26 protein-coding genes are annotated in these 25,035 nt (G+C 72.4%); 10 read left to right on the top strand and 16 right to left on the bottom strand.

All coding sequences use genetic code 11. The features are described from left to right. Positions 1-14: 14 nt before the first annotated feature. Positions 15-464: a nitroreductase family deazaflavin-dependent oxidoreductase gene (locus ABIQ69_RS03135; RefSeq protein ID WP_350348950.1), complete on the top strand. Its 450-nt coding sequence runs from the start codon at positions 15-17 to the stop codon at positions 462-464. 12 nt (positions 465-476) lie between these two features. Continuing rightward, positions 477-1,814 (top strand): MFS transporter, encoded by a 1,338-nt coding sequence (locus ABIQ69_RS03130; RefSeq protein WP_350348949.1) that lies wholly within the window; start codon positions 477-479, stop codon positions 1,812-1,814. Between the two features lie 30 nt (positions 1,815-1,844). On the opposite strand, the gene ABIQ69_RS03125 is transcribed toward ABIQ69_RS03130, so the two are convergent. Beyond that, complete coding sequence (locus ABIQ69_RS03125) at positions 1,845-4,874, bottom strand: DEAD/DEAH box helicase (RefSeq protein WP_350348948.1); 3,030 nt, start codon at positions 4,872-4,874, stop codon at positions 1,845-1,847. A gap of 178 nt (positions 4,875-5,052) precedes the next feature. Between ABIQ69_RS03125 and ABIQ69_RS03120 the strand changes: the two genes are divergently transcribed. Next, on the top strand, positions 5,053-5,361 hold the full coding sequence (locus tag ABIQ69_RS03120) for a hypothetical protein (protein ID WP_350348947.1): 309 nt from the start codon (positions 5,053-5,055) through the stop codon (positions 5,359-5,361). A 59-nt stretch (positions 5,362-5,420) separates the two neighbouring features. Here ABIQ69_RS03120 and ABIQ69_RS03115 read toward each other — a convergent pair whose 3' ends face one another. From ABIQ69_RS03115 to ABIQ69_RS03105, 3 genes are all read right to left on the bottom strand, one after another. Next, positions 5,421-6,695, bottom strand: a complete 1,275-nt coding sequence (locus tag ABIQ69_RS03115) for a DUF6596 domain-containing protein (RefSeq protein ID WP_350348946.1) — start codon at positions 6,693-6,695, stop codon at positions 5,421-5,423. Between the two features lie 29 nt (positions 6,696-6,724). Beyond that, positions 6,725-7,096, bottom strand: a complete 372-nt coding sequence (locus tag ABIQ69_RS03110; RefSeq protein ID WP_350348945.1) for a YciI family protein — start codon at positions 7,094-7,096, stop codon at positions 6,725-6,727. Positions 7,097-7,235: 139 nt separating this feature from the next. Next, positions 7,236-7,598 carry a helix-turn-helix domain-containing protein gene (locus ABIQ69_RS03105; RefSeq protein WP_350348944.1) on the bottom strand — a complete coding sequence of 121 codons (363 nt, stop codon included), beginning with the start codon at positions 7,596-7,598 and terminating at the stop codon, positions 7,236-7,238. A 117-nt stretch (positions 7,599-7,715) separates the two neighbouring features. Between ABIQ69_RS03105 and ABIQ69_RS03100 the strand changes: the two genes are divergently transcribed. Continuing rightward, positions 7,716-8,591 (top strand): NAD(P)H-binding protein, encoded by an 876-nt coding sequence (locus ABIQ69_RS03100; protein WP_350348943.1) that lies wholly within the window; start codon positions 7,716-7,718, stop codon positions 8,589-8,591. 74 nt (positions 8,592-8,665) lie between these two features. Continuing rightward, positions 8,666-9,784 (top strand): epoxide hydrolase family protein, encoded by a 1,119-nt coding sequence (locus ABIQ69_RS03095; protein ID WP_350348942.1) that lies wholly within the window; start codon positions 8,666-8,668, stop codon positions 9,782-9,784. Positions 9,785-9,810: 26 nt separating this feature from the next. On the opposite strand, the gene ABIQ69_RS03090 is transcribed toward ABIQ69_RS03095, so the two are convergent. The 6 genes from ABIQ69_RS03090 to ABIQ69_RS03065 all read right to left on the bottom strand — a co-directional run bounded on the left by ABIQ69_RS03090 (position 9,811) and on the right by ABIQ69_RS03065 (position 17,933). Further along, positions 9,811-12,678 carry an FAD-binding and (Fe-S)-binding domain-containing protein gene (locus ABIQ69_RS03090; RefSeq protein WP_350348941.1) on the bottom strand — a complete coding sequence of 956 codons (2,868 nt, stop codon included), beginning with the start codon at positions 12,676-12,678 and terminating at the stop codon, positions 9,811-9,813. Then, a complete protein-coding gene (locus ABIQ69_RS03085) occupies positions 12,675-13,712 on the bottom strand; it encodes a BadF/BadG/BcrA/BcrD ATPase family protein (protein WP_350348940.1) in 1,038 nt (345 codons plus the stop codon). Before ABIQ69_RS03085 ends, ABIQ69_RS03090 begins: the two co-directional genes overlap by 4 nt. Then, positions 13,709-14,629: a carbohydrate ABC transporter permease gene (locus tag ABIQ69_RS03080; protein ID WP_350348939.1), complete on the bottom strand. Its 921-nt coding sequence runs from the start codon at positions 14,627-14,629 to the stop codon at positions 13,709-13,711. Before ABIQ69_RS03080 ends, ABIQ69_RS03085 begins: the two co-directional genes overlap by 4 nt. After that, positions 14,629-15,582 (bottom strand): sugar ABC transporter permease, encoded by a 954-nt coding sequence (locus tag ABIQ69_RS03075; RefSeq protein ID WP_350348938.1) that lies wholly within the window; start codon positions 15,580-15,582, stop codon positions 14,629-14,631. Before ABIQ69_RS03075 ends, ABIQ69_RS03080 begins: the two co-directional genes overlap by 1 nt. Positions 15,583-15,620: 38 nt before the next feature. Beyond that, a complete protein-coding gene (locus ABIQ69_RS03070; RefSeq protein WP_350348937.1) occupies positions 15,621-16,907 on the bottom strand; it encodes an extracellular solute-binding protein in 1,287 nt (428 codons plus the stop codon). An 87-nt stretch (positions 16,908-16,994) separates the two neighbouring features. Then, entirely contained in the window at positions 16,995-17,933 is a 939-nt protein-coding gene (locus ABIQ69_RS03065) for an N-acetylmuramic acid 6-phosphate etherase (RefSeq protein WP_350348936.1), read from the bottom strand. 66 nt (positions 17,934-17,999) lie between these two features. On the opposite strand from ABIQ69_RS03065, the gene ABIQ69_RS03060 reads away from it, so the two are divergent. Then, positions 18,000-19,142 carry a serine hydrolase domain-containing protein gene (locus tag ABIQ69_RS03060; RefSeq protein WP_350348935.1) on the top strand — a complete coding sequence of 381 codons (1,143 nt, stop codon included), beginning with the start codon at positions 18,000-18,002 and terminating at the stop codon, positions 19,140-19,142. Continuing rightward, positions 19,139-20,011, top strand: a complete 873-nt coding sequence (locus ABIQ69_RS03055) for a MurR/RpiR family transcriptional regulator (protein ID WP_350348934.1) — start codon at positions 19,139-19,141, stop codon at positions 20,009-20,011. Before ABIQ69_RS03060 ends, ABIQ69_RS03055 begins: the two co-directional genes overlap by 4 nt. 88 nt (positions 20,012-20,099) lie before the next feature. Here ABIQ69_RS03055 and ABIQ69_RS03050 read toward each other — a convergent pair whose 3' ends face one another. After that, on the bottom strand, positions 20,100-20,609 hold the full coding sequence (locus ABIQ69_RS03050; RefSeq protein WP_350348933.1) for a methylated-DNA--[protein]-cysteine S-methyltransferase: 510 nt from the start codon (positions 20,607-20,609) through the stop codon (positions 20,100-20,102). Between the two features lie 106 nt (positions 20,610-20,715). Between ABIQ69_RS03050 and ABIQ69_RS03045 the strand changes: the two genes are divergently transcribed. Further along, the gene (locus tag ABIQ69_RS03045; RefSeq protein WP_350348932.1) at positions 20,716-21,027 is read left to right on the top strand and encodes a hypothetical protein; all 312 of its coding nucleotides are present in this window, start codon (positions 20,716-20,718) and stop codon (positions 21,025-21,027) included. A gap of 48 nt (positions 21,028-21,075) precedes the next feature. Here the strand turns inward: ABIQ69_RS03045 and ABIQ69_RS03040 are convergent, their stop codons facing one another. Then, positions 21,076-21,927, bottom strand: coding sequence for a hypothetical protein (locus ABIQ69_RS03040; RefSeq protein ID WP_350348931.1), 852 nt, complete (start codon positions 21,925-21,927; stop codon positions 21,076-21,078). Further along, positions 21,903-22,490, bottom strand: a complete 588-nt coding sequence (locus tag ABIQ69_RS03035) for a hypothetical protein (protein ID WP_350348930.1) — start codon at positions 22,488-22,490, stop codon at positions 21,903-21,905. Before ABIQ69_RS03035 ends, ABIQ69_RS03040 begins: the two co-directional genes overlap by 25 nt. Positions 22,491-22,678: 188 nt before the next feature. On the opposite strand from ABIQ69_RS03035, the gene ABIQ69_RS03030 reads away from it, so the two are divergent. Continuing rightward, the gene (locus tag ABIQ69_RS03030) at positions 22,679-22,939 is read left to right on the top strand and encodes a hypothetical protein (protein WP_350348929.1); all 261 of its coding nucleotides are present in this window, start codon (positions 22,679-22,681) and stop codon (positions 22,937-22,939) included. 81 nt (positions 22,940-23,020) lie between these two features. Continuing rightward, positions 23,021-23,263: a hypothetical protein gene (locus ABIQ69_RS03025; protein ID WP_350348928.1), complete on the top strand. Its 243-nt coding sequence runs from the start codon at positions 23,021-23,023 to the stop codon at positions 23,261-23,263. Positions 23,264-23,350: 87 nt separating this feature from the next. Here the strand turns inward: ABIQ69_RS03025 and ABIQ69_RS03020 are convergent, their stop codons facing one another. The 3 genes from ABIQ69_RS03020 to ABIQ69_RS03010 form a co-directional block, all read right to left on the bottom strand. After that, the gene (locus ABIQ69_RS03020) at positions 23,351-23,788 is read right to left on the bottom strand and encodes an Hsp20/alpha crystallin family protein (RefSeq protein WP_350348927.1); all 438 of its coding nucleotides are present in this window, start codon (positions 23,786-23,788) and stop codon (positions 23,351-23,353) included. Between the two features lie 174 nt (positions 23,789-23,962). Next, complete coding sequence (locus ABIQ69_RS03015; protein ID WP_350348926.1) at positions 23,963-24,565, bottom strand: TetR/AcrR family transcriptional regulator; 603 nt, start codon at positions 24,563-24,565, stop codon at positions 23,963-23,965. Positions 24,566-24,640: 75 nt separating this feature from the next. Then, positions 24,641-25,006, bottom strand: a complete 366-nt coding sequence (locus tag ABIQ69_RS03010; RefSeq protein ID WP_350348925.1) for a hypothetical protein — start codon at positions 25,004-25,006, stop codon at positions 24,641-24,643. Positions 25,007-25,035: the final 29 nt, after the last annotated feature.

The following is a 25,035-nucleotide window of genomic DNA, read 5'->3' as shown; positions in this document are numbered from 1 at the left end:
GCCATGCTGGCCCCATGACCGCCGGACGCGTGAAGCGCACCTTCCTCACCGTGCTGAAGCACACGCTGAATCCGCTCACGCTCCGCGCGGCACGCCGCGGACGCGGGCCCTTCGCACTCGTCCGCCACGTCGGCCGCAAGTCGGGCGCGACGTACGAGACGCCGCTCATCCTCGCCCGCGTGCCCGGCGGGTTCATCGCCGAGCTCACCTACGGGCCCGAGGTGAACTGGTACCGCAACATCGTCGCCGCGGGCCGGTGCACGGTCGTCTGGCGGGGCCGCGAGCACCCGGTCGACGGCATCGAGCCCTACGACGCCGAGGCCGGCCGCCGCGCCTTCGGCTTCCCGGCCTCCGCTCTGCTGAAGCTCCTGCGTCGCCACGAGTTCCGATTCCTGCACGAGGCTCGGGCCGACGCCGGTTCGGCGGAAGCGACGCACCCCGAGGCATCCCACCCCGAGGCGTAGGCTGGAACGGCCGTGACCTCGATCCCCCTCGCCCCCGCGCGCCCGTGGCGCATCTGGCTGGTGTGGGCGGTCGGCGTCGCCGGCTACGTCATCTCGGTCACCAACCGCACGTCGCTGTCGGCCGTCGGCGTCGACGCCGCGACGCGATTCGATGCGGATGCCTCGACCCTGTCGCTCTTCGCCGTCATCCAGCTCTTCGTGTACGGCGGCATGCAGATCCCGGTCGGCCTGCTGCTCGACCGGTTCGGCGCGCGCCCGATCATCACCATCGGCATGGTGCTCATGGCGCTCGGCCAGGTCGTCATGGCGTTCGCCTCCGACGTGGGCATCGGCATCCTCGCGCGCGTGCTCATCGGCGCCGGCGACGCGGCGATCTTCCCGAGCGTGCTGCGGCTCATCGCCACCTGGTTCCCCGACCAGAAGGCGCCGATCATGGTCCAGCTCACCGGCATCGTCGGCCAGGCGGGCCAGATCATCTCCATCGTGCCGCTCGCGGCGCTCCTGCACGCGACGAGCTGGAGCATCGCGTTCGGCAGCCTCGCCGGGCTCGCCGCCGTGTTCGCCGTGCTGAGCTTCGCGGTCATCCGCAACCGACCGCCGGGCCGCACCGCCGACGTCGCCGTCGACACCGAGACGGGCGCGATCCGCGTCGTCACGAGCGCGGCCGACCTCCGGGTCGGGTTCGTCGAATCGTGGCGGCATCCGGCGACGCGGCTCGCGTTCTGGTCGCATTTCACCACCCCGTTCGCCGGCACCGCGTTCGTGATGCTGTGGGGCTTCCCGTTCCTCACGGCCGGCGAGGGCCTCGCGCCGGCGACCGCGTCGCTCGTGGTGACCGCGTTCGTCGTGTTCGGCATGGTCGCCGGGCCGGTCATCGGCGCGCTCTCGAGCCGGCACCCGATGCGGCGCTCGATGATGCTCGTGCTGCCGACGGTCGCGTTCCAGGCGGTCGTGTGGCTCGCGGTCATCCTGTGGCCCGGACCCGCGCCGATCTGGCTGCTCTTCCTGCTCGCGTTCGCGCTCGGCACCGGCGGCCCCGCGTCGATGATCGCGTTCGACCATGCGCGCACCTACAACCCGAGCCACCGCCTGAGCACCGCGACGGGCATCGTGAACGGCGGCGGCTTCATCGCCGGGCTCCTCGCGATCCTGTTCATCGGCGTCGCGATGGACGTGCAGGGCGCCGGCTCCCCCGACACGTACTCGCTCGAGGCGTTCCGCCTCGCGTTCCTCACGCAGTTCCCGCTGTGGATCCTCGGCTCGGTCATGATCCTCGTCGAACGCGGGCGCACGCGGGTGCTCATCGGGTTGAAGGAGCCGCGGGCGCGGTCGGAGCGTCGCGGCGGCTGAGCGACGCCGTCGGGCCGCCGGCCGACGCGCTCAACCGAGCAGCGACCGCAGCTCGTCGGCCGTGAGTGCGGGCACCGCCGCACCGTCGGCATCGTCGCCCTCGCCGGCCGCGAGCACCGACGCGACGAGCTCCGCCTTCCGCGCCTTCAACGCCATGACCTTGTCTTCGATGGTGTCGGCGGCGACGAGCCGGTAGACCATGACCTGCTTCGTCTGCCCGATGCGGTGGGCGCGATCGATGGCCTGCTGCTCGCTCGCGGGGTTCCACCAGGGGTCGAGGAGGAAGACGTAGTCGGCCTCGGTGAGGTTCAGTCCGAACCCGCCGGCCTTCAGGCTGATGCAGAAGACGGATGCCTCGCCCGAGCGGAATCGCTCGATCTCGGTGTCGCGGCGCTTCAGTGCAGTGGCGCCGTCGAGCCAGGCGTAGGGCACACCGCCGGCGTCGAGGCGGTCGCGCACGCGCCCGAGGAAGCTCGTGAACTGGCTGAACACGAGCGCGCGGTGGCCCTCGGCGAGCACGTCGTCGAGCTGCTCGAACAGGGCGTCGAGCTTCGCGGAGGCGATGCCCGTGTGTGCCGGATCGACGAGTGAGGCGTCGAGGGCGAGCATCCGCAGCAGTGTGAGCGAGCGGTAGACGATGTGCCACTGGCGGTCGAGGTCGTCGACGAGGCCGAGCAGCTTCTTCCGCTCCCGCTGCAGCGTGGCGTCGTAGAGGCGGCGGTGCCGTGGCGCGAGGTCCACGGTGAGCACCTGCTCCTGCCGCGGCGGCAGCTCGGGGGCGACCTCCTCCTTGGTGCGCCGCAGCACGAGGGGGCGGATGCGTCGCCGCAGGCGCTCGAGCCGTTCGCGGTGGCCGGCCTCGATGGGGCGGCGGTAGCGTTCGTCGAAGCCGCGGCGGGACGGGAAGAGCCCGGGCGCGACGATCCGGAGGATGGCCCAGAGCTCTCCGGTGTGGTTCTCGATGGGGGTGCCGGTGAGCGCGAGCCGGAAGGGCGCGCGAACGGCGCGGGCCGACTCGTGCACCTTGGTGGCGGCGTTCTTCACGAACTGCGCCTCGTCGAGCACGAGTCCGCTCCAGTCGCGCGCCGCGAACCGGTCGGCGTCGAGGCGGAGCACCGCGTAGGTCGTGACCACGAGGTCGGCCTCCGCCGCGGCGGCGAGCAGCCCGGGCTTCGCGGCCTCCGTCGCCGTCACGGTGGCCACGCGGAGCCCCGGCGTGAAGCGGGCCGCCTCGGCGACCCAGTTCGAGGCGACCGAGCTCGGCGCGACGACGAGGAACGGCGGGGCGGAGGCATCCGTCTGCTCGCGCGCGTGGGCGATGAGCGCGAGCGTCTGCGCGGTCTTGCCGAGGCCCATGTCGTCGGCGAGGATGCCGCCGAGGCCCGACCGGTGCAACAGCGCGAGCCAGCGGAACCCGGCGAGTTGGTACGGCCGGAGCTCCACGGCGAGACCCGCGGGCGGCGGCAGCTCGCCCACATCGTGGCCTGCGAGCCCAGCGACGGTCTCGCGCCAGGCGACGGCGGGCGCGGCCTGGTCGGCGAGGTCCTCGAAGTCGGCCCAGAGCCCGACCTGGCTGCGGTGCAGCCGCACGCCCGTCTCCCACTCGCGGAGCGTTCCGGCCTCCTCGATGAGATCGCGGAGCGGCTCGAACAGCGGCTGTTTCAGGTCGAGGTAGGTCTTGTCGACGAGCAGCAGACGGCGCTGCCCCTTCGCGAGCGCGCGGAACAGCGGCATGAACGGCACCTTGCGGCCGTCGACGGTGACGACGACCCCGAGGTCGAACCAGTCGGTCTTCGGCGACTCCACCGTCGTCACGGTGAGGGTCGGCACCCCCGCTTCGCGGTAGTCGGGCCGGTCGCCCGCGATCTCGACCCGCACCCGGTCGAGGCGTTCGAGACGCGGGACGACCCGGTCGGAGAACCACGCCACGTCGCCGCCACGCAGCGTGAGCGGCTCCATCGGGAGCCCGCCGAGCTCATCGCGGGCGAGCTCGACGATCTCGGGATCGAGCTCAGGGTCCTCGGCGGGCGCGACGGTGTCGGCGGCGTGGTCATCGGGCGCGTCTCCGTCATGGGCATCGGCGGATGCCTCGACCGCGGTCACCCGCCCGTCGGCGTGCTCCCACCGCCAGGAGAGGTGCAGCACGTCGCCCGGCTCGAACCGGGCATCGGCCACGAGCGTCGCGGGCGCCGAAGGCGGCGGGTCGAAGCTGCCGTCGCTCGAGACGACCGCGACGCTGGCCGCGAGCCTCGGGTACGCCGCACGCAGGAATTCCACCGTGTCTCGGGCGGGCACGCGGATGCCGCGCGGTCGCTCCAGCAGCGCGTGCTGGGCATCGGTGATCCCGGCGGGCACGGCTCCGAGCCGGAGCTCGCCCGGGCGGCCGGCACCCCGGCCGAACTCGAACCGGTACAGGCCGTGGTCGCCGATCGCCCGGGTGCCGGCCACCGGACGCGCCTCGCCGTCGAACACGACCACGGGCTCGAGCACGAGCTCGCGGGTCGCCTCGGTCAGGCGCGCGTCGTACCCGACGTTCGCTTCGCCGGCGAGGGCGACGACGGGCGTCGCGGGGCTGCCGACGAGGCCGATGCCGAGCCGGGACGCATCCGCGAGCAGCGCCCAGAGCAGCGGGCTCTCGTACTCGTCGAGGGTGATCCACTCCGAGCCATAGGTCGTGAACACGCTCGGGCTGCGCCCCTTCAGCAGCGCGAAGTGCGCGAACCATCGCGCCTGCTCGGGGTCGTACCCCTGCGACGACCCCTGGTACGCGATGTTCTGCCAGGTGAGCCCGGCCTTCACCCAGGCCCCGCGGGCCCCCTCGGCGACGGGGCGGACGGCCAGCCGGTCGACGGTCTCCGGCCGCTTCGCCGGTTCGTCGCGCGGCCCTCGCCACTCGCCGTCGCGGCGGTCGCGCCGGTGACGCAGTTCGAACTGCAGCGCGAGACGACGGATGCCTCGCCCCTCGGCGCGCTCGTGGGATGCAGACGCCGGTCGAGCATGGCTCACCCCGATGGCCTGGAGCTCGGCGCGCCAGTCGGCGGGGCGGGGCTCGGCGGGCATGTCCCTCATGCTCGCACGTCCGGCCGACACGCTCCCCGTCCCGCGAGGTGACGCGAGAGCAGCACGTGGCGTCACCTCGGTGAAGAGCATGGGCGGGTGGGAGCGGCGGCGACGGCGGGCGGGATCGGGGCGTGTCAAGCCCGTAGAGGGCCGGGCCGGCCGGTGCGAGGGTGGGCGCATGACCGATCAGACCAGTCAAGACGGCGAGCGCAAGTCGGACGGGCTCGGCGGAGACGGCACGATCCCGTCCGATCCCGACGGCGTGGGCGTGGGTGCGGGCGAGCCGACGACGTTCGAGCCCGAGGAGGACCCGGAGGCGGCGGGCAACCGCGACGGCGATGTCGCGCGCGACGCGGCTGCTCCCGGAGCCGAGTCCTCGTCGGGCGACCTCGACCTCGGACTCTCCGACAACGAGGCCCTCCGCACTCCCGACGAGTCCTCCGACGGCACCCGCGACGACGCGGACGCGCCCGAGTCGACCGAGTAGCTCCGGCGACGGCGCATCCGCCGGCCCTCCGCTCCGCGCAGCGAAGCTAGGGCGGCGGCTCAGCCGGCGAGCGCGGCCGCCTTGGCCTCGAGATAGTGCCGCTCGGCGGCGTTCAGCGCCCGGGCGGCGGCATGCTCGAACTCGACGCGAGCCGCGTGCGGCCGCCCGGCGAGCTCCAGCAGATGCCCGCGGACGGCGAACACCCGGAAGTGTCCCGCAAGCGCGGGCTCGAGCGCGACCGACTCGAGCTCGGCCAGGCCCGCCTCGGGGCCGTGCACCATCGCGACCGCGACCACCCGCCCGAGCTCGACGACCGGGCCGGGGCCGAGTCGCCTGAGGAGGTCGTACAGCTCGAGGATCTCGGCCCAGTCGGTCGCCTCGGTCGAGGGAGCTTCGTCGTGCACGGCGGCGATGGCCGCCTGCAGCTGGAACGGGCCGGGCCGGCCGCCCTCGGCGAGCGCCCGGGTCACGAGCGCGACCCCCTCGTCGATGAGGTCGCGATCCCACATCGAGCGGTCCTGCTCGGCGAGCGGGACGAGCTCGAGCGGCGCCGAAGGCGCCAGGTCCTCCCCCGTCGGCGACGGCCCGGCAGGCGCCCGCCCGACGGGCCGCAGCCGCGCGGGCCGGCGCGCCTCGGTGAGGAGCATCAGGGCGAGCAGCCCGTCGACCTCGGCCCGCCACGGCGCCGTCGCGGGCGCGGCATCCTGCAGCATCCGGGCGAGGCGGATCGCCTCGCTCGACAGTTCGACCCGCAGCAGCGACTGGCCGGAGCTCGCGGTGTGCCCCTCGGTGTAGATCACCGAGAGCACGGTGCAGACGGTGGCGATGCGGGTCTCCAGCTCGTCGTCCGACGGCGGTGCGAACGTCGCACCCGCGGCCCGGATGCGCGCCTTCGCCCGGGAGATGCGCTGACCGACTGTGGCTTCCGGCACGAGCAGCGCGCGGGCGATCTCGGCGGTCGTGAGTCCGCCGACCGCCCGGAGGGTGAGCGCGACCTGCGACGGCCGCGCGACGGCCGGATGCGCGCACAGCACGAGCAGCGCCAGCGAGTCGTCGATGTGCGAGGCCGCCGCCCCGGCCGGTTCCCGGGTGGCGACGAGCGCCTCCCGCTGCCTGCGAGCGATGTCGCCGCGGACCTGCTCGACGTACCGGCGATGCGCGACCGTTACGAGCCAGCCGATGGGATGCTCCGGCGGCTCCCTCCGCCATCGAGCGGATGCCGCGAGGAGCGCCTCCTGCATGGCATCCTCACTGCCCTCGAAGTCGCCAGTGCGGCGCACGAGGATCGCGAGGGCCGCAGGCGCGGCATCCCGCAGCATCCGCTCGACGGTCATGGCGACGTCTCGATCGACCCGACCTGCGATCAGTAGTCGCCGGCCGACGCGGCCATCGCGGGCAGCAGCTCGACGAGCCCGGCCTGCGCCTCGGGGAACCACCCGGCGATCTCGACGGCCCGCGCCTCCGACTCCACGTCGACGATGTAGTACCCGCCGAGGTACTCCTTCAGCTCGACGTACGGGCCGTCGGTGGCGATGGGTCCGTCGTCGGTCAGACGCACGCTCTTCGCCGCGGCGGGCCCGGCGAGCTGCTCGGCGTCGACGAACTCACCGGCCTCGCGCAGCCGCTCTTCGAAGCCGGCGTACAGCTCCATCGCCTCGCGCTGCTGCTCGGCGGAGAACCCGGCCCAGGCGGCCGACCACTCGGGGTTGGACTTCAGGAGGATGAGGTACTTCACGGCACTGCTCCTTCGTGGAGACGGTCCGGCCCGGCGGCCGGTCAGGGCGCCGACGGCGTCCGTACCAGTGTGTCGAAGCCGTCGTCGCGATTTCGACAGCCGTCCGAGAAAGTTGTCGCAGTCCCCACCGGGGCGGGCCTCAGCGCGAGACGATCGCGTCCGCGTGGTCGGCCACCCACCCCATGAGCGGCAGCATCCGTTCCATCAGCTCGTCGCCGAGCGGGGTGAGCGCGTACTCGACCCGGGGCGGCACCTCGGGATACGACCGCCGGCGCACGAGCCCGTCGGCCTCGAGCGTGCGGAGCGTGGACGCGAGCATCTTCTCGGAGATGCCGTCGACCTCGCGGCGGAGCTCGCCCCACCGATGGGTGCCCTCGGAGAGCGCCAGCAGCACGAGCACGCCCCACTTCGACATCACGTGATCGAGGACCACGCGGGTGGGGCATCCGGCGGTGAACACCTCGCCGCGGGTCTTCCGGATCTGCGCAAGACTTACCGTCATGTGGGTACCTTACGGCAAAGTGGGTACCCGATTCGAGGAATGTCTCTCAGGGGGCATCCGGTTGGTTTCGAGAGGACGGTGCACCGCGCCGCTCCGCCCGAACGGAAGGACCCACGCATGACCATCCTCGTCACCGCCGCCAGCGGCCAGCTCGGCCGGCTCGTCATCGACGCCCTCCTCGCCCGCGGCGCCGACCCGGCCGAGGTCGTCGCGACCGCCCGCGACACCTCGCGCCTCGCCGACCTCGCCGAGCGCGGCGTCCGCACCGCGACGCTCGACTACGACCGCCCCGAGACGATCGCGGCCGCCCTCGACCGCGTCGACCGGATGCTCCTCGTCTCCGGATCGGTGCCGGGGCAGCGCGTCGACGGGCACCGAGCGGTCATCGACGCGGCCGCCGCCGCGGGCGTCGGCCGGCTCGTCTACACCAGCGCGCCGCACGCGACCACCGCGGACTTCGCGCTCGCCGCCGACCACCGCGCGACCGAGGAGCACCTCGCCGCATCGGGCGTGCCCGCCGTGGTGCTCCGCAACAACTGGTACACCGAGAACTACGTCGCCGACGTCGCCCGGGCCGCCGAGACCGGCGAGATCACCGCCTCGGCCGGCGACGGACGCGTGGCGAGCGCCTCCCGCGCCGACTACGCCGAAGCGGCCGCCGCGGTGCTGCTCGGCGCCGCCCGCGACGGCGACGTGCTCGAGCTCTCCGGCGAGACGGCGTGGTCGTACGAGGAGCTCGCGGCCACGGCATCCGAGCTCACCGGGCGCGACGTGACCTACCGGCGCCTCTCGACCGACGAGCACGTCGCGGCCCTCCAGGGCGCCGGGCTCGACGCCGGCACCGCCGGGTTCGTCGCGGGCATCGACGACGCGATCCGCCGCGGCGTGCTCGCCGACGCGCAGCCCGTGCTCGCGGAGCTCATCGGGCGCCCGACGACGCCGCTCGTCGACGGGCTCCGCGCCGCGCTCGGCAGCGTCGCACCGACGGCCTGAGCTGCCGCTCGTCGGGCGCGCCGCCGGGTGCGGCGCCCCGACGGGATGTCGGCGGCCGGCCATAGGTTCTCGATATGACCGAGGTGCGCCCCTTCACCGTCCGCGTGTCCGACGACGCCCTCGACGAGCTGCGGCTGAGACTCGAGCTGGGCCGGGCGCGCCTGCTGCCCGACTCCCCCAGGCGTCCTGCCTCGGGCATGGATGCCTCGTACCTCCGGGAGCTCGTCGACTCGTGGCTCGCATGGGACTGGCGGGCCCGTGAGACGTGGCTCAACGGCCACCCGCAGTTCCTCGCCCGGATCGATGACGCCGACGTCCACTTCGTGCATCTCCGCTCCGGCCGGCCCGACGCGCCCGTGCTGCTCGTCATGCACGGCTGGCCGCACACGTTCGCGCTGCAGCTCGACTTCGCCGACCGACTCGCCGACTTCGATGTCGTCGTGCCGAGCCTGCCGGGATTCGGGTTCTCGTCGCCCTATGCCGACGGACCCATGAGCGAGACCCGGCTCGCCGACACGATGCACCGCCTGATGACCGAGGTGCTCGGGTACGCGCGCTACCTCACCTACGGCGAAGACGTCACGGCGAACGTGAGCGACCTCATCGCGGCGCGCTACCCCGACCAGGTCGCCGGCATCCTCGTGACGCACTCCCACTTCCCGAACGACGACGAGCGCGTCGAGCTCACCGACCCGGCCGAGATCGCGTTCTTCGAAGAGCTCGGCCGGCTCCACGGGCCGAACGGCGCCTACGGCCACGTGCAGGCGACCCGCCCCGACACCCTCGCCGCGGCGCTCAACGACTCGCCCGTCGGCCTTCTCGCCTGGATCACCGAGAAGCTCGTCGAGTGGAGCGACACCCCGGCGGGCGACCCGGCCGCCGTGGAGCGGCGCATCTCGCGCGACCGCATCCTCACCGAGGCGATGATCTACTGGGTGACCCAATCGATCGGCTCGAGCTTCCGCCCGTACTACGAGGGCGCCGACAAGCCCGATCGCATCCCGCCGACCTCGGTGCCGGCCTCGGTGCACATCCAGCGACACGAGTCAGGCAACCCCGAGTCGATCGCGAGGCGCCACTACCTCGACCTGCGCACCTTCGAGCAGCTCGAAGAGGGCGGCCACTTCACCGTCGCCGAGGTGCCCGACGCCATGGCCCAGCGGGCACGGGCGCTGGCCGCGGTCGCCTGGTGAGTGCGCGCACCTGACCGAATGCGCGACTACGCCGTGACCGCGTAGCGCTCGGCGACCAGCTCGAGCAGGTGCCGGTACGTCCGCCCCGTCGCGCGAGTCATGGCGATCTCGCAGGCCCGGTTGCACGAGGCGTGGGCATCGCCGTCGAGCCCCTGCACTTCGGCGGCTTCCGCGGCGGTCGCGGCGGCGGTCAGCTCCGGATGCAGCATGCCCCGGTCGCCCGCGAAGCCGCAGCAGTTCCACGCGACCGGCACCTGCACGTCGTCGGCGATCGCGCTCGCGAGCCGGCGCAGATCGGCGTCGATCCCGAGCTGCGCCGACGAGCAGGTCGGATGCAGCACCACCCGGTCGATCCGCGCCGACGCATCGAGCCCGGGCAGTGCCGGCAGTACGTGCTCGGCGGTAAAGGCGACGGCGTCGACGACCTCGACGGCGCGCGGGTCGCCCGCTTCGCGGGCGAGTCTCATGATCCGGGCGACACCCTCGGTGCACGACGAGGCGTCCACGACCACCGGGAGCCGCCCGCCGTCGCTCGCCGACCAGACCGCGTCGAGCACCCGATCGGCCATCTCTCGGTGGCCGGCGCCGAAGCCCTTCGACGACCACGGTGTGCCGCAGCAGAGTCCGTCGACCCCGTCGGGGACGACGAGGGCGAGCCCGGCGAGGCCCGCGAGCCGCTCGAGGGCGGCCTGGACTCCGGGGCCGGACGGGTCGCCGGGCGCGAACATCGCGCCCTGGCAGCTCGGCAGGAAGACCGCGACCGGCGCGGAGGGCCGCGACGCGCCGGCACCCGACGTCCGCTCCGCGTGCGCGACCCGGCTGCGGGCGCGGCCGCCCGCGGGCAGGTCACCGGTGTACAACGGCACGGTGTCGCTGCCGAGCACCGCGCGGGCCGCCCGGTTGGGCAGCTGCACGAGCGGCGTCGGCACCGCGGCGGCGACATCCAGGGCCACGCCGGCGGCACCGGTGACGGCGCCCCAGTGCCGGGCCGCGGTCGCCCACGTGCGCTGCTCGAGGGCCGAGCGGCCCTCGGCGCGGAGCCGCTTCACGAGATCCCCCGTGTTGATCCGCACCGGGCACGCCGTCTGGCACATCCCGTCGACCGCGCAGGTCTGCACTCCGTCGTACTCGTACGCCTGATCGAGCTCCGCGACGAGCCGGGCGTCCCCCGCCGCCTCCGCGAGCGCGCGCGAGCGCCGCACGACGATGCGCTGCCGCGGCGTGAGCGTGAGGTCGCGGCTCGGGCACACCGGCTCGCAGTAGCCGCACTCGACGCATCGGTCGACCTCCGCCTCCACGGAGACGACGGGTTTCAGGTCGCGCAGGTGCGCGTCGTGATCGTCGGTGAGGATGACGCCGGGGTTCAGCACGCCGGCGGGGTCGAAGGCGCGTTTGAGCTCGCGCATGACCTCCACGAGTTCGGCCCGGTACTGGCGGGGCACGAAGGGCGCCATCGCCCGGCCGGTGCCGTGTTCGGCCTTGAGGTTGCCGCCGTGTCCGAGCACCAGGTCGACGAGGGCCTCGGTGAAGGCGCGGAGCCGGTCGCGTGCGCCCGGCGCGTCGAAGTCGTCGGTGACCATGAAGTGCAGGTTGCCGTCTTTGGCGTGTCCGAAGATCACGCTGTCGGGGTAGGCGAACCGTTCGCACAGCGCTCGGAGATCGCGACACGCGTCGGCGAGCCGACTCACCGGCACCGCGACGTCCTCGAGGAGGGCGGTGGTGCCACTCGGGCGCGCGCCGGCGACGGTCGCGTAGAGGCCCTTCCGCACGTGCCAGAGCGCGGCGCGGGTGGCCGGATCGGCGCTGAGCTCCGCGGCGCGGACCAGGGGCAGCCCGTCGAGCACGGTCTGCGCGGCGGCCATGCGACTGGCGAGCGCCTCCGGGGTGGCACCTCGGTACTCGACCAGGAGCGCGGCGTGCTCGGCGAGGTCGAAGCCCTGCACCGCCGCCGGCGCCGCGGGGTCCCGGCGGGCGACCCTGAGGGATGTGGCATCCATGAGTTCCAGGGCGGCCGCTCCCGTGGCGACGAGGGCCGGCAGGGCGGCCGCGGCGGCGTCGACCGACTCGAAGATCAGCAGCCCGGTCGCGACGTGCGGGTCGACGGCGACCGTGCGGAACACGGCGTCGGCGACGAAGGCGAGCGTGCCCTCGCTGCCGACGAGCAGGTGCACGAGCAGGTCGAGCGGGTCGTCGAAGTCGAGGAAGGCGTTGAGGGCGTAGCCCATCGTGTTCTTCATCGCGAAGCGCTCGCGGATCTCGGCGACCGAGGCGGGATCGGCTCGTACGCGGTCGCGGAGCGCGGTGAGCGCCGCGACGAGCTCGGGTTCGTCCCGGCGGAGCCGATCCGCGGCGTCGGGCGCGGCACTGTCGACGACCGTGCCCGAGGGCAGCACCGCGACGAGCGATTCGAGCGTGCGGTAGCTGTTCAGCTCGACGCCGGCGGCCATACCGGAGGAGTTGTTGGCGATGACGCCGCCGACCGTGCAGGCGACCTCGCTGGCCGGGTCGGGTCCGAGGGCGCGGCCGTGCCGGGCGAGCCGCGCGTTCGCCGACCGGAGCGTGACGCCCGGTTCGACCCGCACCCGGGCTCCGCCGTCGAGCACCTCCGTGCGGCGGAAGCCGCGGCGGGTGTCGAGCAGCAGGCCGGGCGCTGACGCCTGGCCGGAGAGGCTCGTCCCGCCCGATCGGAACGTCACCGGCACGCGGTGGCGCGTCGCCGCGGCGAGCACCCGCGCGACGTCCGCGGCATCCTCGGCGACGGCGACCGCCTCGGGGACGAGCAGGTAGTGCGAGGCGTCGTGGGCGAGGGCGTGCCGGTCGATGGCCCGCGTCGAGACACGCGCCTCGGGCAGGACCGCACGGAGGTCCGCGACGAGCGAGGCCGCCGCCGTCACGCGACGGCCTCCGCGGTCCAGACGTACGGCGCGTGGGTGCGGATGCCTCCCGCCGCAGCCAGCTCGGCGAGTCGGAGGGCGCCGTCGAGGGGGTCGCCGGCGGGCTCGACGAGCTCGACGTCGGGCCAGGCACCGACGATGGTGTCGCGGAATGCGGCGACGAGCGGCCCGCCGGCTGCGAGCAGTCCCCCGGTCGCCGCGATCCGCGGCGGCAGGCCCGGGGCGAGCGCGGCGATGCCGCTGCGCGCCGCCTCGGTGCCCGCATCGGTGAGGATCGCCGTCGCCGCGGCATCACCGTCGGCCGCGACCGCCGTGACATCCGGCGCGAAGCTCGCCAGCACGCCGGCGCGATCGTGCCGCGTGTAGAGCTGCGCCGGCCAGGTCATGGGCTCGCCGAACCGGGCGACGGCTGCGGCGAGCAGCGCGGTGCCCGCAGTGTCGACGCCGTCGTGGGCCCGCATCGCCGTCTCGAGCCCGCGCAGGCCGATCCACGCCCCGCCGCCGCGGTCGCCGAGCAGGTGCCCCCAGCCGTCCACGCGCCGCCAGATGTCGGCGCCGTCCGTCCCGAACGCGATGGCGCCCGTGCCGAGCGCGACGATCGCCCCGGGTCGGCCGGCGAGCGCACCGAGATGCGCGGTCACGGCGTCGATCGCGACGGCGACGCGCGGCCGTGACCCCGATGGCTGCGGCGAGGGCGAGGCATCCGTTCCGGCGAAAGTGGGCCGCGACGCATCCGCGCCCGACCCGCGGTCCGATGCGAGTTCCGCGCCGAGCTCCGTCGCGAGCGCCGCGGGATCCGCGACCAGCGTGCCGAGCCCGGTGGCCCCCAGCCCGACACCCTCGATCCGGGCGGTCTCGGCCGGCCAGGCCGCACGCGCCGCGCGCACGAGCGCGAGCGCCGTCGCGGGCACGGAGCTGCCCTCGGCCGTGACCCCGGCACGTTCGCCGGCGAGCTCGAGCCGCGGTCCGCCCCCCAGCGGCAGAACCGCGACCCGGCTGCCGGAGCCGCCGATGTCGATGCCGAGCAGGCTCACTTGCTCATGCCTGCAGTGAGCCCCGACACGATCTGCTTGGTGGCGAGGAGGAACAGCACGACGAGCGGGATGGTCGCGAGCGTGAGGCCGGCGAACAGCGTCGCCCAGTCGGTCTGGTACTCGCCGAAGAACCGCGTGATGCCGACCGGCAGCGTGTACGACGACTGGTCGCGGATGAGGATCAGCGGGTAGAAGAAGTCGTTCCACACCGGCACGAAGCGGAACACGATGACGGTCGCGATCGCCGGCCGCACGAGCGGCAGGTGCACCCGCCAGAACGTCTGGAACGGGCCGGCGCCGTCGAGGCGGGCGGCCTCGTCGAGCTCCATCGGCAGCTGCCGGAAGAAGCTCGCGAGCACGAACGTCGAGAACGGGATCCCGAGCGCCCCGTACACGAGGATCAGGCTCCACAGGTTCGACACCATGCCGAGCGAGTCGAGCAGGAAGAACAACGGCAGGATCGCGAGATACACCGGCAGCATGAGCCCTGAGAGGAACAGCCCCTCGAGCGCGGTGAACCACTTCGAGCGCGTGCGGGCGAAGGCGTACGCGGCGAGCAGCGACACGGCCGTCGACAGCAGCACGGATGCCACGGTCACGAAGATCGAGTTGAAGAAGTAGGTGTCGAACGACGCGGTGACCCACGCCTTCTGGTAGCTCGTGAAGTTCGGCGGCAGCGGCAGGCCGAGGGGCTGCTTCGCCATATCCTGCGTGGTGCGCAGGGAGTTCGAGAGCATGAGCAGCAGCGGGGCGATCGAGATCGCCGCATAGATCCAGAGGAAGGTGCTCGACGCGAGCCCTCCGAACGTGGGGCGGCGCCGCGTTCGGCCGGGGCGCGGCCCGCCGGCCATGCCGTGCTCGTCGCCGGACCGTGCCGCGCCGGCGTCGCGGGACTCGGGGGTGATCGTCGCGGTCATCAGAAGAGCTTCCGTTCGGCGCGGCGCATGAGCGCGGTGATGAGCATCGAGATGCCGAAGATGAACAGGAACAGCAGCGTCGCGATGGCCGAGCTCGTACCGATGGCGTTCGAGGAGCCCGACTCGAAGGCTGTGCGATAGAACAGCAGGCTCAGCACGTCGGTGGCGCCGGCCGGGTTGCCCTGCGAGCCGCCGAGCGCGTACGGGATCGGGAACGCCTCCATCGCGCCGATGAAGGTGAGTACGCTCACGGTGCCGATCGCCGGCACCAGCATCGGCAGGGTGATCGAGCGGAACCGCTGCCACGAGGTCGCCCCGTCGAGGGAGGCGGCCTCATCGATCTCCTCCGGGATGCCGCCGAGGGCCGCGCCGTAGAGCAGCACCGGGAAGCCGATCCACTGCCAGGCCGTGACGATCACGACCACCCAGATCGCCGTCTGCGGATTGCCGAGCCAGGGCTGGGCGAGCTCGCCGAGGCCGATGGCCCGCAGCACCGCGTTCACCGGGCCGAACAGCGGCGACAGCATGAGCGACCACAGGTAGCCGATGACGAGCGGGGAGACGAGGTACGGGAGCGTGTACATCGTCTGGAAGAAGCGCTTGAACCGCGCCCGCCGGTGCAGCAGCGTCGCGAGGCCGAGGCCCACCGTGTTCTGGAACACCATCGCGCCGATGAACAGCAGGATGTTGTGCAGGAACGCGTTCGGGATGTCCTCGCTGTAGGGCAGCGTGGTGAACAGCTTCACGTAGTTCTCGAGGCCGGTGAAGTCGCCGCGGAGGATCCCGGTCCAGTCGAAGAACGAGTAGCTGAGCGCGGTGAGCAGCGGGTAGGCGATGAACACCGCGAAGAGCAGCAGGGCGGGGAGGACGAAGACCATGCCCGCCCGGCGGGACAGGGTGACCCCGGTGGTCACGCGCCGACGGCGCACCTTCGGCACGGTGATGGCGGACATGGTCTTCGTCGCTCCTTATCGGGATGGGGTGATCGGCGTCACTCGCCGGGGGTGAACCACTGGGAGATGCCGGTCTGCAGCGCGGCGGCCGCGCCGGCGGCATCCTGCTGGCCGAGGAACATCTTCTGCACCTCGGCGCCGAGGACCGCGGTGCCGAGCGGCTCGCCGTAGCGGAAGTCGACGAGCAGCAGGTACGGCGCCTGGCCGTCCTCGTAGTTCGACCACGCCTCCTGCATGACCTCGTCGGAGTACTCCACGCCGGGGATCGCCGAGAACTGGTTGAGCTCGTCGGCGACCAGCTGACCGAACTCGGGCGTCGCGAGCCAGTTCAGCAGCTCGAACGCCGCCTCCTTCTTCTTCGACTTCGAGTTGATGGCGAAGTTGCCGTCGGCGTACGCGGGCGAGACCGGCGCGTCGAGCACGGCACCCTCGGGCAGCGGCACCTGGTACGAGCCGAAGTCGAGGTCGGGCGCCTGGTTGCGGAACGTCGCGATCTCGAACGAGCCGCCCGGGAACTGCGCCGCCTGACCCGACGTGAACTGGATCTGGCTGTCGGTGTAGCTCACGCCGACGACGTCGGGCGTGAGGTACTTCTGCAGGTCGGTGATGAGCTGCAGCGACGCGACGTAGTCGGGGTCGGTGAAGTCCTTCTCCCCTGAGAGCACCTGCTGCTCGAACTCCGAGCCGCCGTAGCGGGCGCTGCCGACGATGTCGGCGAAGATCGGCAGGATCCAGTCATCCTTCGCGCCGAGCGCCATCGGGGTGATGCCCGCGGCGAGGAGCTTCTCCTGCACGTCGATGAACTCGTCCCAGGTGGTCGGCACCTCGAGGCCCTGCTCTTCGAAGATCTGCTTGTTGTAGAACATCTGCAGCGTCTGCGTGGCGAGCGGCACGGCATAGGTCTTGCCGTCGGCCTTGCCCTTGGCGCCGGCGATGACGCTCGGCGCGATGTCGTCGAGGCCGTCGACCTCGCCGTCGATGGGCTCCAGCTGTCCGGCCTCGATGTTCGGCTGCAGCTGGCCGTAGGCGCGCACCATGGGCACGTCGGGGCCGTCGCTGCCGGCGAGGCCGGTGGTGAGGATCTGGTTGTACTCGGTGTTCTGGAACGCCTCGAACTCGACGGTGATGCCGGGGTGCTCCTCCTCGAAGACGTCGAAGATCGTGTTATACGCCTCGACGTCTTCGGTGCGCCAGGACCAGACCTTGAGGGTGACCTCGTCGCCGGTGGCCTGGTCGCCGCCGCTCGAGGCGCTCGGCGCGCACGCGCTGAGCGCGAGCGCGGAGCCGGCCAGGATGGCCGCCGTGGTGAGGATGCGTCGCCTCATCGTTTCTCCTTCATGTGGGGGTTCTGTCTGTGCGGTGGGGTGCTGCTGGATGGTGCTGGATGGTGCGTGTGGTGCGTCGGAGGGCGGTCAGCCGTCGGATGCCGCGGCGAGCGCGTCGCGCACGGATCCGTGCCGACCGGCGAGGAGCCGACGTGCCTCGGCGACGTCGACGCCCGCGAGGGCGGTGACGATGGCGGTCTTCAGCTCGCCGTCCGCGTCGGCGAGCCGGGCGCGGGCCGCGGCTTCGTCGAGGCCGGCGGCCTCCTGGAGGATCCGCACCGTGCGGTGGCGGAGCTTCTCGTTCGTCGCGACGACCGAGACCATGAGGTTCGACCAGGTGCGGCCGACGGCGACCATGAGCGCGGTCGAGAAGCCGTTGAGCACGAGCTTCTCGGCGGTCGCGGCCTTCAGCCGGGTGGAGCCGGTGAGCACTTCGGGGCCGGTCTCGAGGACGATGTTGGTGTCGGCGAGCGGCGCGAGGGTCGCGCGCGGGTTGCTCGAGACGAGCACGGTGTGCGCACCCGCCTCACGGGCGGCGGCGAGTGCGCCGCCGACGTACGGGGTGTTGCCGCTGGCGGCGAGCCCGAACGCGACGTCGTCGGGACCGAGGCCGGCCGCGGCCGCCCGTCCCTCCGCGTCGGAGTCCTCGGCGTCTTCGACGGCTTTGACGATGGCGGCCGGCCCGCCCGCGATGTGCGCGACCACGCGCCCCGCCTCGAGGTTGAAGGTGGGCAGCAGTTCGGCCGCGTCGAGCACGCCGAGCCGGCCGGAGGTGCCTGCCCCGAAGTAGTGCACCGTGCCGCCGCGGAGGAAGCGATCGGCGGCGAGGTCGACGACATCGGCGAGCTGCGGCAAGATCGCGGCGACCGCGTCGACGGCGACCCGGTCTTCGGCGTTCATCAGCCGCAGGACCTCGACGCTCGGCAGGGCGTCGAGTTCGGTGGACGCCGCGAGGCGCTGCTCGGTGGGCGACGAGAGCCGGTCGCCGTCGTGCTGGCGATCGATCGTCGGGGGCTGCGTGGGCATCGTGCCGGAGGTCCTTCACGTCGTCGGGGCGGGTGCGAACTCAGTATGGACAAAAATGTCGCGGATGTGAAGTTGGTCGGTTATTTTTTTCACATGCCGGAAACATCACCACCGCCCGATGCGCTCGTCGCCCTGATCGACGACGCGCGAGCGCGTTGGGTGTTCACGGCGGTCGGCCTGATCGTCGCCGTCGACGGCGAGCTCGTCTTCGAGCACCACGCCGGCACGACCCGCGCCTGGGATGCGCCGGGTCGCCCCGCGGCCTCCCGCGGTCTGCCGGTCGATGAACAGACGCGGTTCGACCTCGCCTCGGTGACGAAGCCAATCGTGGCGACGGCACTGCTCGCCGAGCTCGACGCCCGCGGCCTCACCGCCGACCTCCCCGTCCGCGAGCTCCTCCCCGAGTTCACCAAGCCGGGCCTCGCCGACATCACCGTCGCCCAGCTGCTCTCGCACACCGCCGGCTTCCCAGCGGAGTGGTTCGACCGCGAGCCGGACCCGGCCGCTCGGCGGTTCCGGCTCGGCGCGAGACCCGATGCCCCGGCGGGAGGCATCCATCGCTATTCGTGCGTCGGGTATATCTGGGCCGGCCTCGCCCTCGAAACCCTCGCCGGGATGCCCCTCGACGAGGTCGTCTCGCGGCGGGTGCTCCGCCCGCTCGGGATGGTGGATTCCGGGTATCGCCCCGAGGCCGGCGCACGCGACACGATCGCCGCGACCGAGCACCAGCCGGGCCGCGGGCTCGTTCAGGGCGAGGTGCACGACGAGACGGCATGGGCCCTCGGCGGGGTCAGCGGCAATGCCGGGCTGTTCGGAACGGCGCGCGACCTGCTTCGGTTCGCCGAGGCGATCCGGACCGGGGGCATGCTCGACGGCGAGCGCGTGCTGCCCGAGCACGTGGTGCGGCAGCTGACCACGGCACGGGAGGTCCCCGCCGACTCCGGCGGCGACGGCCATTCGGGCGGCGACCAGCCCGACTACCGCCAGGCGCTCGGGCTGCGACTCGATGAGCCGTGGATGCGCGGTCTCGGGCCGGTCACCGCCGGACACACCGGATTCACGGGCACCGCGTTCGTGACCGAGCCGGGCGGCCGGCGCTCGGTAGTATTCCTCACGAACCGCGTCCACCCGACCCGGTCGTCGACCGAGCTGCTCGCGATGCGCGGCCCCGTCATCGACGCCGCAGCACGCCTCGGAGGCCAGCCATGACCGATGTCTTCGTCGCCCTCCGGCAGCGGCTCCCCTCGCTGAGCAAGGTCGAGCGGCGCATCGCCGAGGCCGTCATCGACCACCCCGCACTCGTGGTCGAGTCGACCATCACCCAGCTCGCCGAGGCGTGCGGCACCTCGGCCGCGAGCGTGGCGCGCATGTGCCGGGCGGCGGGCTTCGCCGGCTACAAGGAGTTCCGCATCGCGATCGCCGCGGCGAACAGCCGCGAAGAGGCCGCGCGCGAGCTCTTCCGGGTCGACGACGCCGAGATCTCCCCGGCCGACTCGGCGCTCGACGTGGTGACCAAGGTGGCGTACCAGGAGGCGCGGGCCATCGAGGAGACCGCGCGCGGCCTCGACCTCGACGCGCTCGACGCGGTGGTCGCCGCCGTGCGCTCGGCGCCCCGCATCGACATCTTCGGCACGGGCTCGAGCGGGCTCACGGCGCAGGACCTGCAGCTGAAGCTGCACCGCATCGGCATCCCCGGCTTCTGCTGGGCCGACGCACATCTCGCCCTGACCTCGGTCGCCATCACCACCCCGGGCAGCCTCGCGATCGGCATCTCGCACTCGGGTCAGACCCTCGAGACGAACGAGCTGCTCGCGCTCGCGCGCGAGCGAGGGGCGATCACCGTGGCGATCACGAACTACCCCGACTCCCCGCTCGGCGCCGGAGCCGACCACGTGCTCACGACCTCGGCGCGCGAGTCGGGCATCCGCACGGGCGCGATGTCGAGCCGGCTCGCGCAGATGGCGATCGTCGACTTCCTCGTGGTGCGGCTGGTGCAGCAGGGCTACTCCGACGCGAACGAGCTGCTCCGCCAGACCTACGCGGCCGTGCAGGATCACCGGATCGGCGGGGCCGGCTGAGCCTGGCGTCGCGGTGCAGCCGGCTGAGTCGGCTGCGCCGGCCGTCGCGGCGCGGCGCCGACGCTCGCGCGCCCGACGGGCGGCGCACTCAGAAGAGGCGCGCCTGGGCGACGACCGGCGCACCCTCGAGTTCGAGCAGGGTGCGCTTGCGTTCGAGACCGCCGGCGTAGCCGGTGAGGGAGCCTCCGGCGCCGACGACGCGGTGGCAGGGCACGATGATGCTGATCGGGTTGCGTCCGACGGCGTTGCCCACCCGACGGGCGAGGTTGCGGTCACCGAGCCGATCGGCGAGCGCGCCGTACGTGGTGGTCTCTCCGTAGGGGATCTCGCGCAGCATGTTCCAGACGGCGTGCTGGAACGGGTCGCCGATGGGGGCGGTCGGCACGTCGAACTGCGTTCTGGCGCCGTCGAGGTATTCGGTGAGCTGCGTCACGGTCGTCGTGATCACGGCGTCGGTGCGCGGGTCGACGTCGGCGCCGATGGTGTCGGGGGCCGGCGGGTGCCAGTGCCCGGGGAAGTAGATGCCCCTGAGCGCGTCGCCGTCGGCGACGACGAGCAGGTCGCCGATCGCGGTGGGCACGGTGGCGTGGCGGGGCATGTTCCTATCCTGCCCCGCCGACGGCGCGGGTCGGGCAGGTTGGACGGCGGGAATCGGACCTCATCAGGCCTATCCGGCGCGACGCACAGGTCGTAGGCTCCGTCGCATGCTCTTGCCCCCACTGGAGTTCATCAATGAGGATCCGGATGCCCCGGTCGACGAGGTCCTCCGCACCGGCGGCCGCCGAACTGCGATCCGGAGCGCGCACGGCGTCTCGCATGTGACGAGCCTGCTGATCGCGGATTTCGACCCCGACCCGGTGTACGAGGTGTCGCACTCGTCGTTCCGCGAACTGTCGCCCGGCGAGCGCGAGCCGTTGGCTGAGGCGGTCTCACGCCATCACGATTTGGACGAGGCGCTCGAGGAGATGCGGCGCGTGCACTTCGATCCGCCGTTCAGCTCGGCACCGCCCGACTAGCGGCGGTCGCCCGGCGCGGGCTCGGCTGACTTCCGACTGCTCGGGCGGTTAGCAGCCGGGGCCGGTCGGGCGTGCCTGGCAGTCCCCGGCGACGAGGACGGAGTCGATTTCACCGACGAGCACCGACCGCACGGGCGCCGGCAGGTCGAGGGTGCCCGCGATCGCACGCCAGACGGAGCCGTTGAAACGGTATTCGGCGACGTACGTGACGGTGGGCTGCACGTCGTAGCGGCCGCGCTCGACAAAGACGAGCGACGTCGGTGTCGGCGAGAACTCCTCGAGACCGAGTTCGGCCCACGTCGCGCCTGGCGACTCGGATGCCACTCCGCTCGCACCGCTGGACGACCACGAGTAACCGACCGGCGTGAAGCGCACCTCCGCCGGGCGGCCAAGCAGGCTGCCGCTCACGACCTGCACGGATGCCTCCGACACGAAGTTCGCCGGAAGACCCACGACCGCCCAGCCATCGGGCTCCATCGTGTCGAGCGGGATGGTGGGGCGGAACGAGGCGATGTCTCGGAGGGTGACGGTGGGCTCGCCGGGAGGCGGCGCGGGAACGGTGGGGTCGACGCGGCAGGCGTCGCGCGGGTCGGTCGGGCTGCAGTTCTCGGGGATCGGGGGTGGTGGCGGGGGCGGCGCTTCACTGATCGGCCGACTGACCACAACGGGACCGGTTCCGGGCCCTTCATTGCCACCGCCCGCGTACTCGCCTACAAGATGGACGACGTCTTGGATATCGCCGTATTCGTCCGGTTCTGCTCCAAGGGCGCCCTGCACGAAGCCATCGAAGTCTGGCTCTTGCACGGATGCTCCAGCCGCGAGCCAGGGCGAGAGCACCAGTACACTCGCGGCGGCAAGGGCGCCAACGCTGCGCATCAGCACACGTTGTCGTCTTGCCACCGTTCAAGATCCTTCACGATGAGTTGTCTCGGTTCGGACGGCGATGAAACCAGCGTTGCGAGCTGCGGCTGCTGCGAAGCCCGGTCGGGCTTCGTCACATCGTTACCCTCCTTGTCGAGCACACGCGTGTCCGAGACATCGCGGCACACGTAGATCGCAACTGTTGCACGACTCGCGTCTTCGGAACGTTCTGCCAGCTTGGCGCCCGACAGGGACACATTTCCCACGATCCGAAGGCCAGCCGCCCGCAGCGCCTCGATGTCCTCCTCGAATTGCGGCACCGTCGACTCGTCGGCGACTCTTGCGATTTCGGCGGCGTCTCGCGACGGGTCAGCGGTGATCTCGGAGGCGAGCGAGTTGTACGCCTCATACGCCTCAACCGCCGCCGCCAACGCCTCTTCGTCCGACGCGAAGATCGGCTCGTCGGCGCTCTCGGTCGGCGCTGCGGTCGTCGGCGCGGGAGAGGGGGCGGGCCCACCACTGCACGCGGCGAGCCCGCCCACGATCAGCACCGACGCGACCAGCACGGGCAGTCGGGGGAGACGTCTGGGCGAGCCGGGCATGGCAGCCACCGTACGACACCGCGCGGGGGCGAGGCATCCGCTCTCCACAACGTCGGCGGCGCCGCGCGTGTGCCGCGCTGTGGAGGACTGCTCCCCCGCGCAGGCGGCGTCAAGCCCCTGCCGACCCGACGTCCGTCGCGTGAGAGTGGAATGAGCGCGCGACCCTCGCGCGGATCGGAGGAACCACGATGACGGATGCCACGAGTCCCCGACCCTTCTCGCCTGATGCGGACGCGACCGACCTCGACGGCACGGACACCGATGTCGGCTTCGGCGACGCGACGGCTCAGCCGAACGACGACACCACCGCCGCGGGGGCCGAGTCGGGTGCCCAGACGGGCGACGAGTCCGCGCCCGATGACGCGGGCGGCACCGGCCTCGAGGGCGCGGACCCCAGCATCGACCGCGATGAGATGTCGCCCGATGATCTCGCCGCCGGTTCGAGCTGAGTCGATCCGAGCGCACAAGCACCCGGGACGCCGAGAACCCGAGCGACCCAGACCCAAGACGAACCGACGAAAGGACGAACCATGACCGATTCGACGACGCCGAACGGCACGAACGACGACGAGACGGCCGGCCTCGGCAGTGAGGCGCGCAACGACAGCGACACCGAGCAGACGACGGGCTCGCAGTCCGCGGACACCGAGCAGCGCACCGGTGAGCCGCGCGAGCCGAACCCCGACCGCCCGGGCGCCCAGGGCAACGACCAGCCGATGTCGGAGTCGACCGATGGCGGACTCGACGGCGGCGACCCCGGCGTCGAGGAGTGACTCACGTCGGCGGCGCACGTGCGTGCAGCGCCGGAACATGACGAAGGGCGGATGCCGAGGCATCCGCCCTTCATCGTGCGTGGCGCGTCAGCTCTCGCTCGACGCGACCTCCTTCGGCGCCTCCGCGGTGGCGGAGCGCACCTCGACCTTGCGGGGCTTCGCCCGCTCCGACACCGGGATGATCACGCTCAGCACGCCGTTGTCGTAGTGCGCGCTGATCGCGGCGGTGTCGATGCCGTCGCCGACGGTGAGCTGGCGCAGGAACGAGCCGCTCGGGCGCTCGTGCGCGAGCCACTGCACGCCCTCGCCGTCGCGCAGGGTGCGCTCGGCGCGGATCGTGAGTAGCTGGCCGTCGACGTCGATGTCGATCGAGCCCGGGTCGACGCCCGGCAGGTCGGCGCTCAGCACGTAGTGATCGCCGTCGCGGTGCAGGTCGATCGGCATCATGCGCGGCCCCTGCCTCGAGTCCAGCATGCTCGCGGCGAGGCGGTCGAGGTCGCGGAACGGGTCCCAGGTGACAGGCATGGTGTCCTCCTCGTGATGGTGCTCGCTCGATCGCGGAACACCCGCGATCGAAGGGGTTTGGAGAGTTGAGCCTCATCGGCTCAACTATCTCCAGATTAGCACTCGCGCACCGAGAGTGCCAACGGTTCGCCGAGGGCGATCCCGGCTGTGAAGACGGGGCCGACGGCGCTCCGATCACTCCTCCCCCGGCGCCTCCCGGGGCCACCACGACGGCATCAGGGCGTACACCCGCTCCGAGGCGTCCGCGACATCCGTCTCCTCGCCGAGCGCCCACGCCTCGAGTGCGCCGACGAGCCCGCCGGCGATGAACGCGGCGGCCTGCTCGATCGCGGCATCCGACCGGGGCGCACCCGGGACGCCCTGCTCGCGCCAGATCTCGAGCGCGATGCGCGCCCGGACGCGCAGCCGGTCGTCGAGCGCCGAGCGGAAGACGCCGCGGGTCGCCGAACCGAAGAGCGCGCGATACCCGGCACGCTCTTCGGCGACGTGCAGGAGGATCTCGCGCATCGACGCCAGGTACCGCTGCGCGATGTCCGCCGGACTCTCGGCGCCCGGCTCGACGTCGACCTCGGCGATGCGGTCGATGCCCTGGCTGAACTCGGCGAGCGCGAAGCCGGCCACCGAGTCGAAGTGCCCGTAGAACGTCGTGCGATGCACGCCGGCCTCGCGGCAGAGCTCGGCGACCGAGATGTCGTCGAGGCGCTTGCGCTCGAGCAGTCGCACGAGCGCCTCGCCGAGCGCGGCGCGCGTGCGGAGCTGGCGGGCGTCGAGCGTCATCCGATCAGGGTAGCGAGCCGACCTCGGGAACGGCCGAGCGGATGCCTCGCCCGGGCCATCGCGCTGCGCCGCGCGCTAGCGCTGACCCAGGAGCATCCCGCGCTCGGCGGTCTCGCGACGCACGGTCTCGACGAACTCGGCGTACGCGTTCTTCGTCTTGGCGTAGCCGATGGCGCCGCCCTTCACCGCGCCGAGCGCGCCGTCTTGATCGAAGCGGAGCCACGTGTTGCCGTGCTGGTCGACGCCGATGTCGAAGGTGAACGAGATGTGGAAGCCCTTCCCGGCCATCGCGCCGAGCCACACCGTCTTGGTCATGCTGCCGCGCTCGAGCTTGATGCGGCCAGGCGCGGGCGTCGTCGCCTCGTAGCCGTGGCGCTTCGCGATCTCGATGACGGCGGGCACCGTCTGCGTGTCGGGTCCGGCCAGGATCAGCTCGGTCATGGGGCGGGCTCCTCAGGGTGGGGGCGGAA

The sequence above is a fragment of the Agromyces sp. G08B096 genome, from assembly GCF_040267705.1.
In the GTDB taxonomy this organism is placed as follows: Bacteria; Actinomycetota; Actinomycetes; order Actinomycetales; family Microbacteriaceae; genus Agromyces.
Note: the sequence above shows the minus strand (reverse complement) of the source record. Positions and strands in the feature narration are given on the sequence as shown.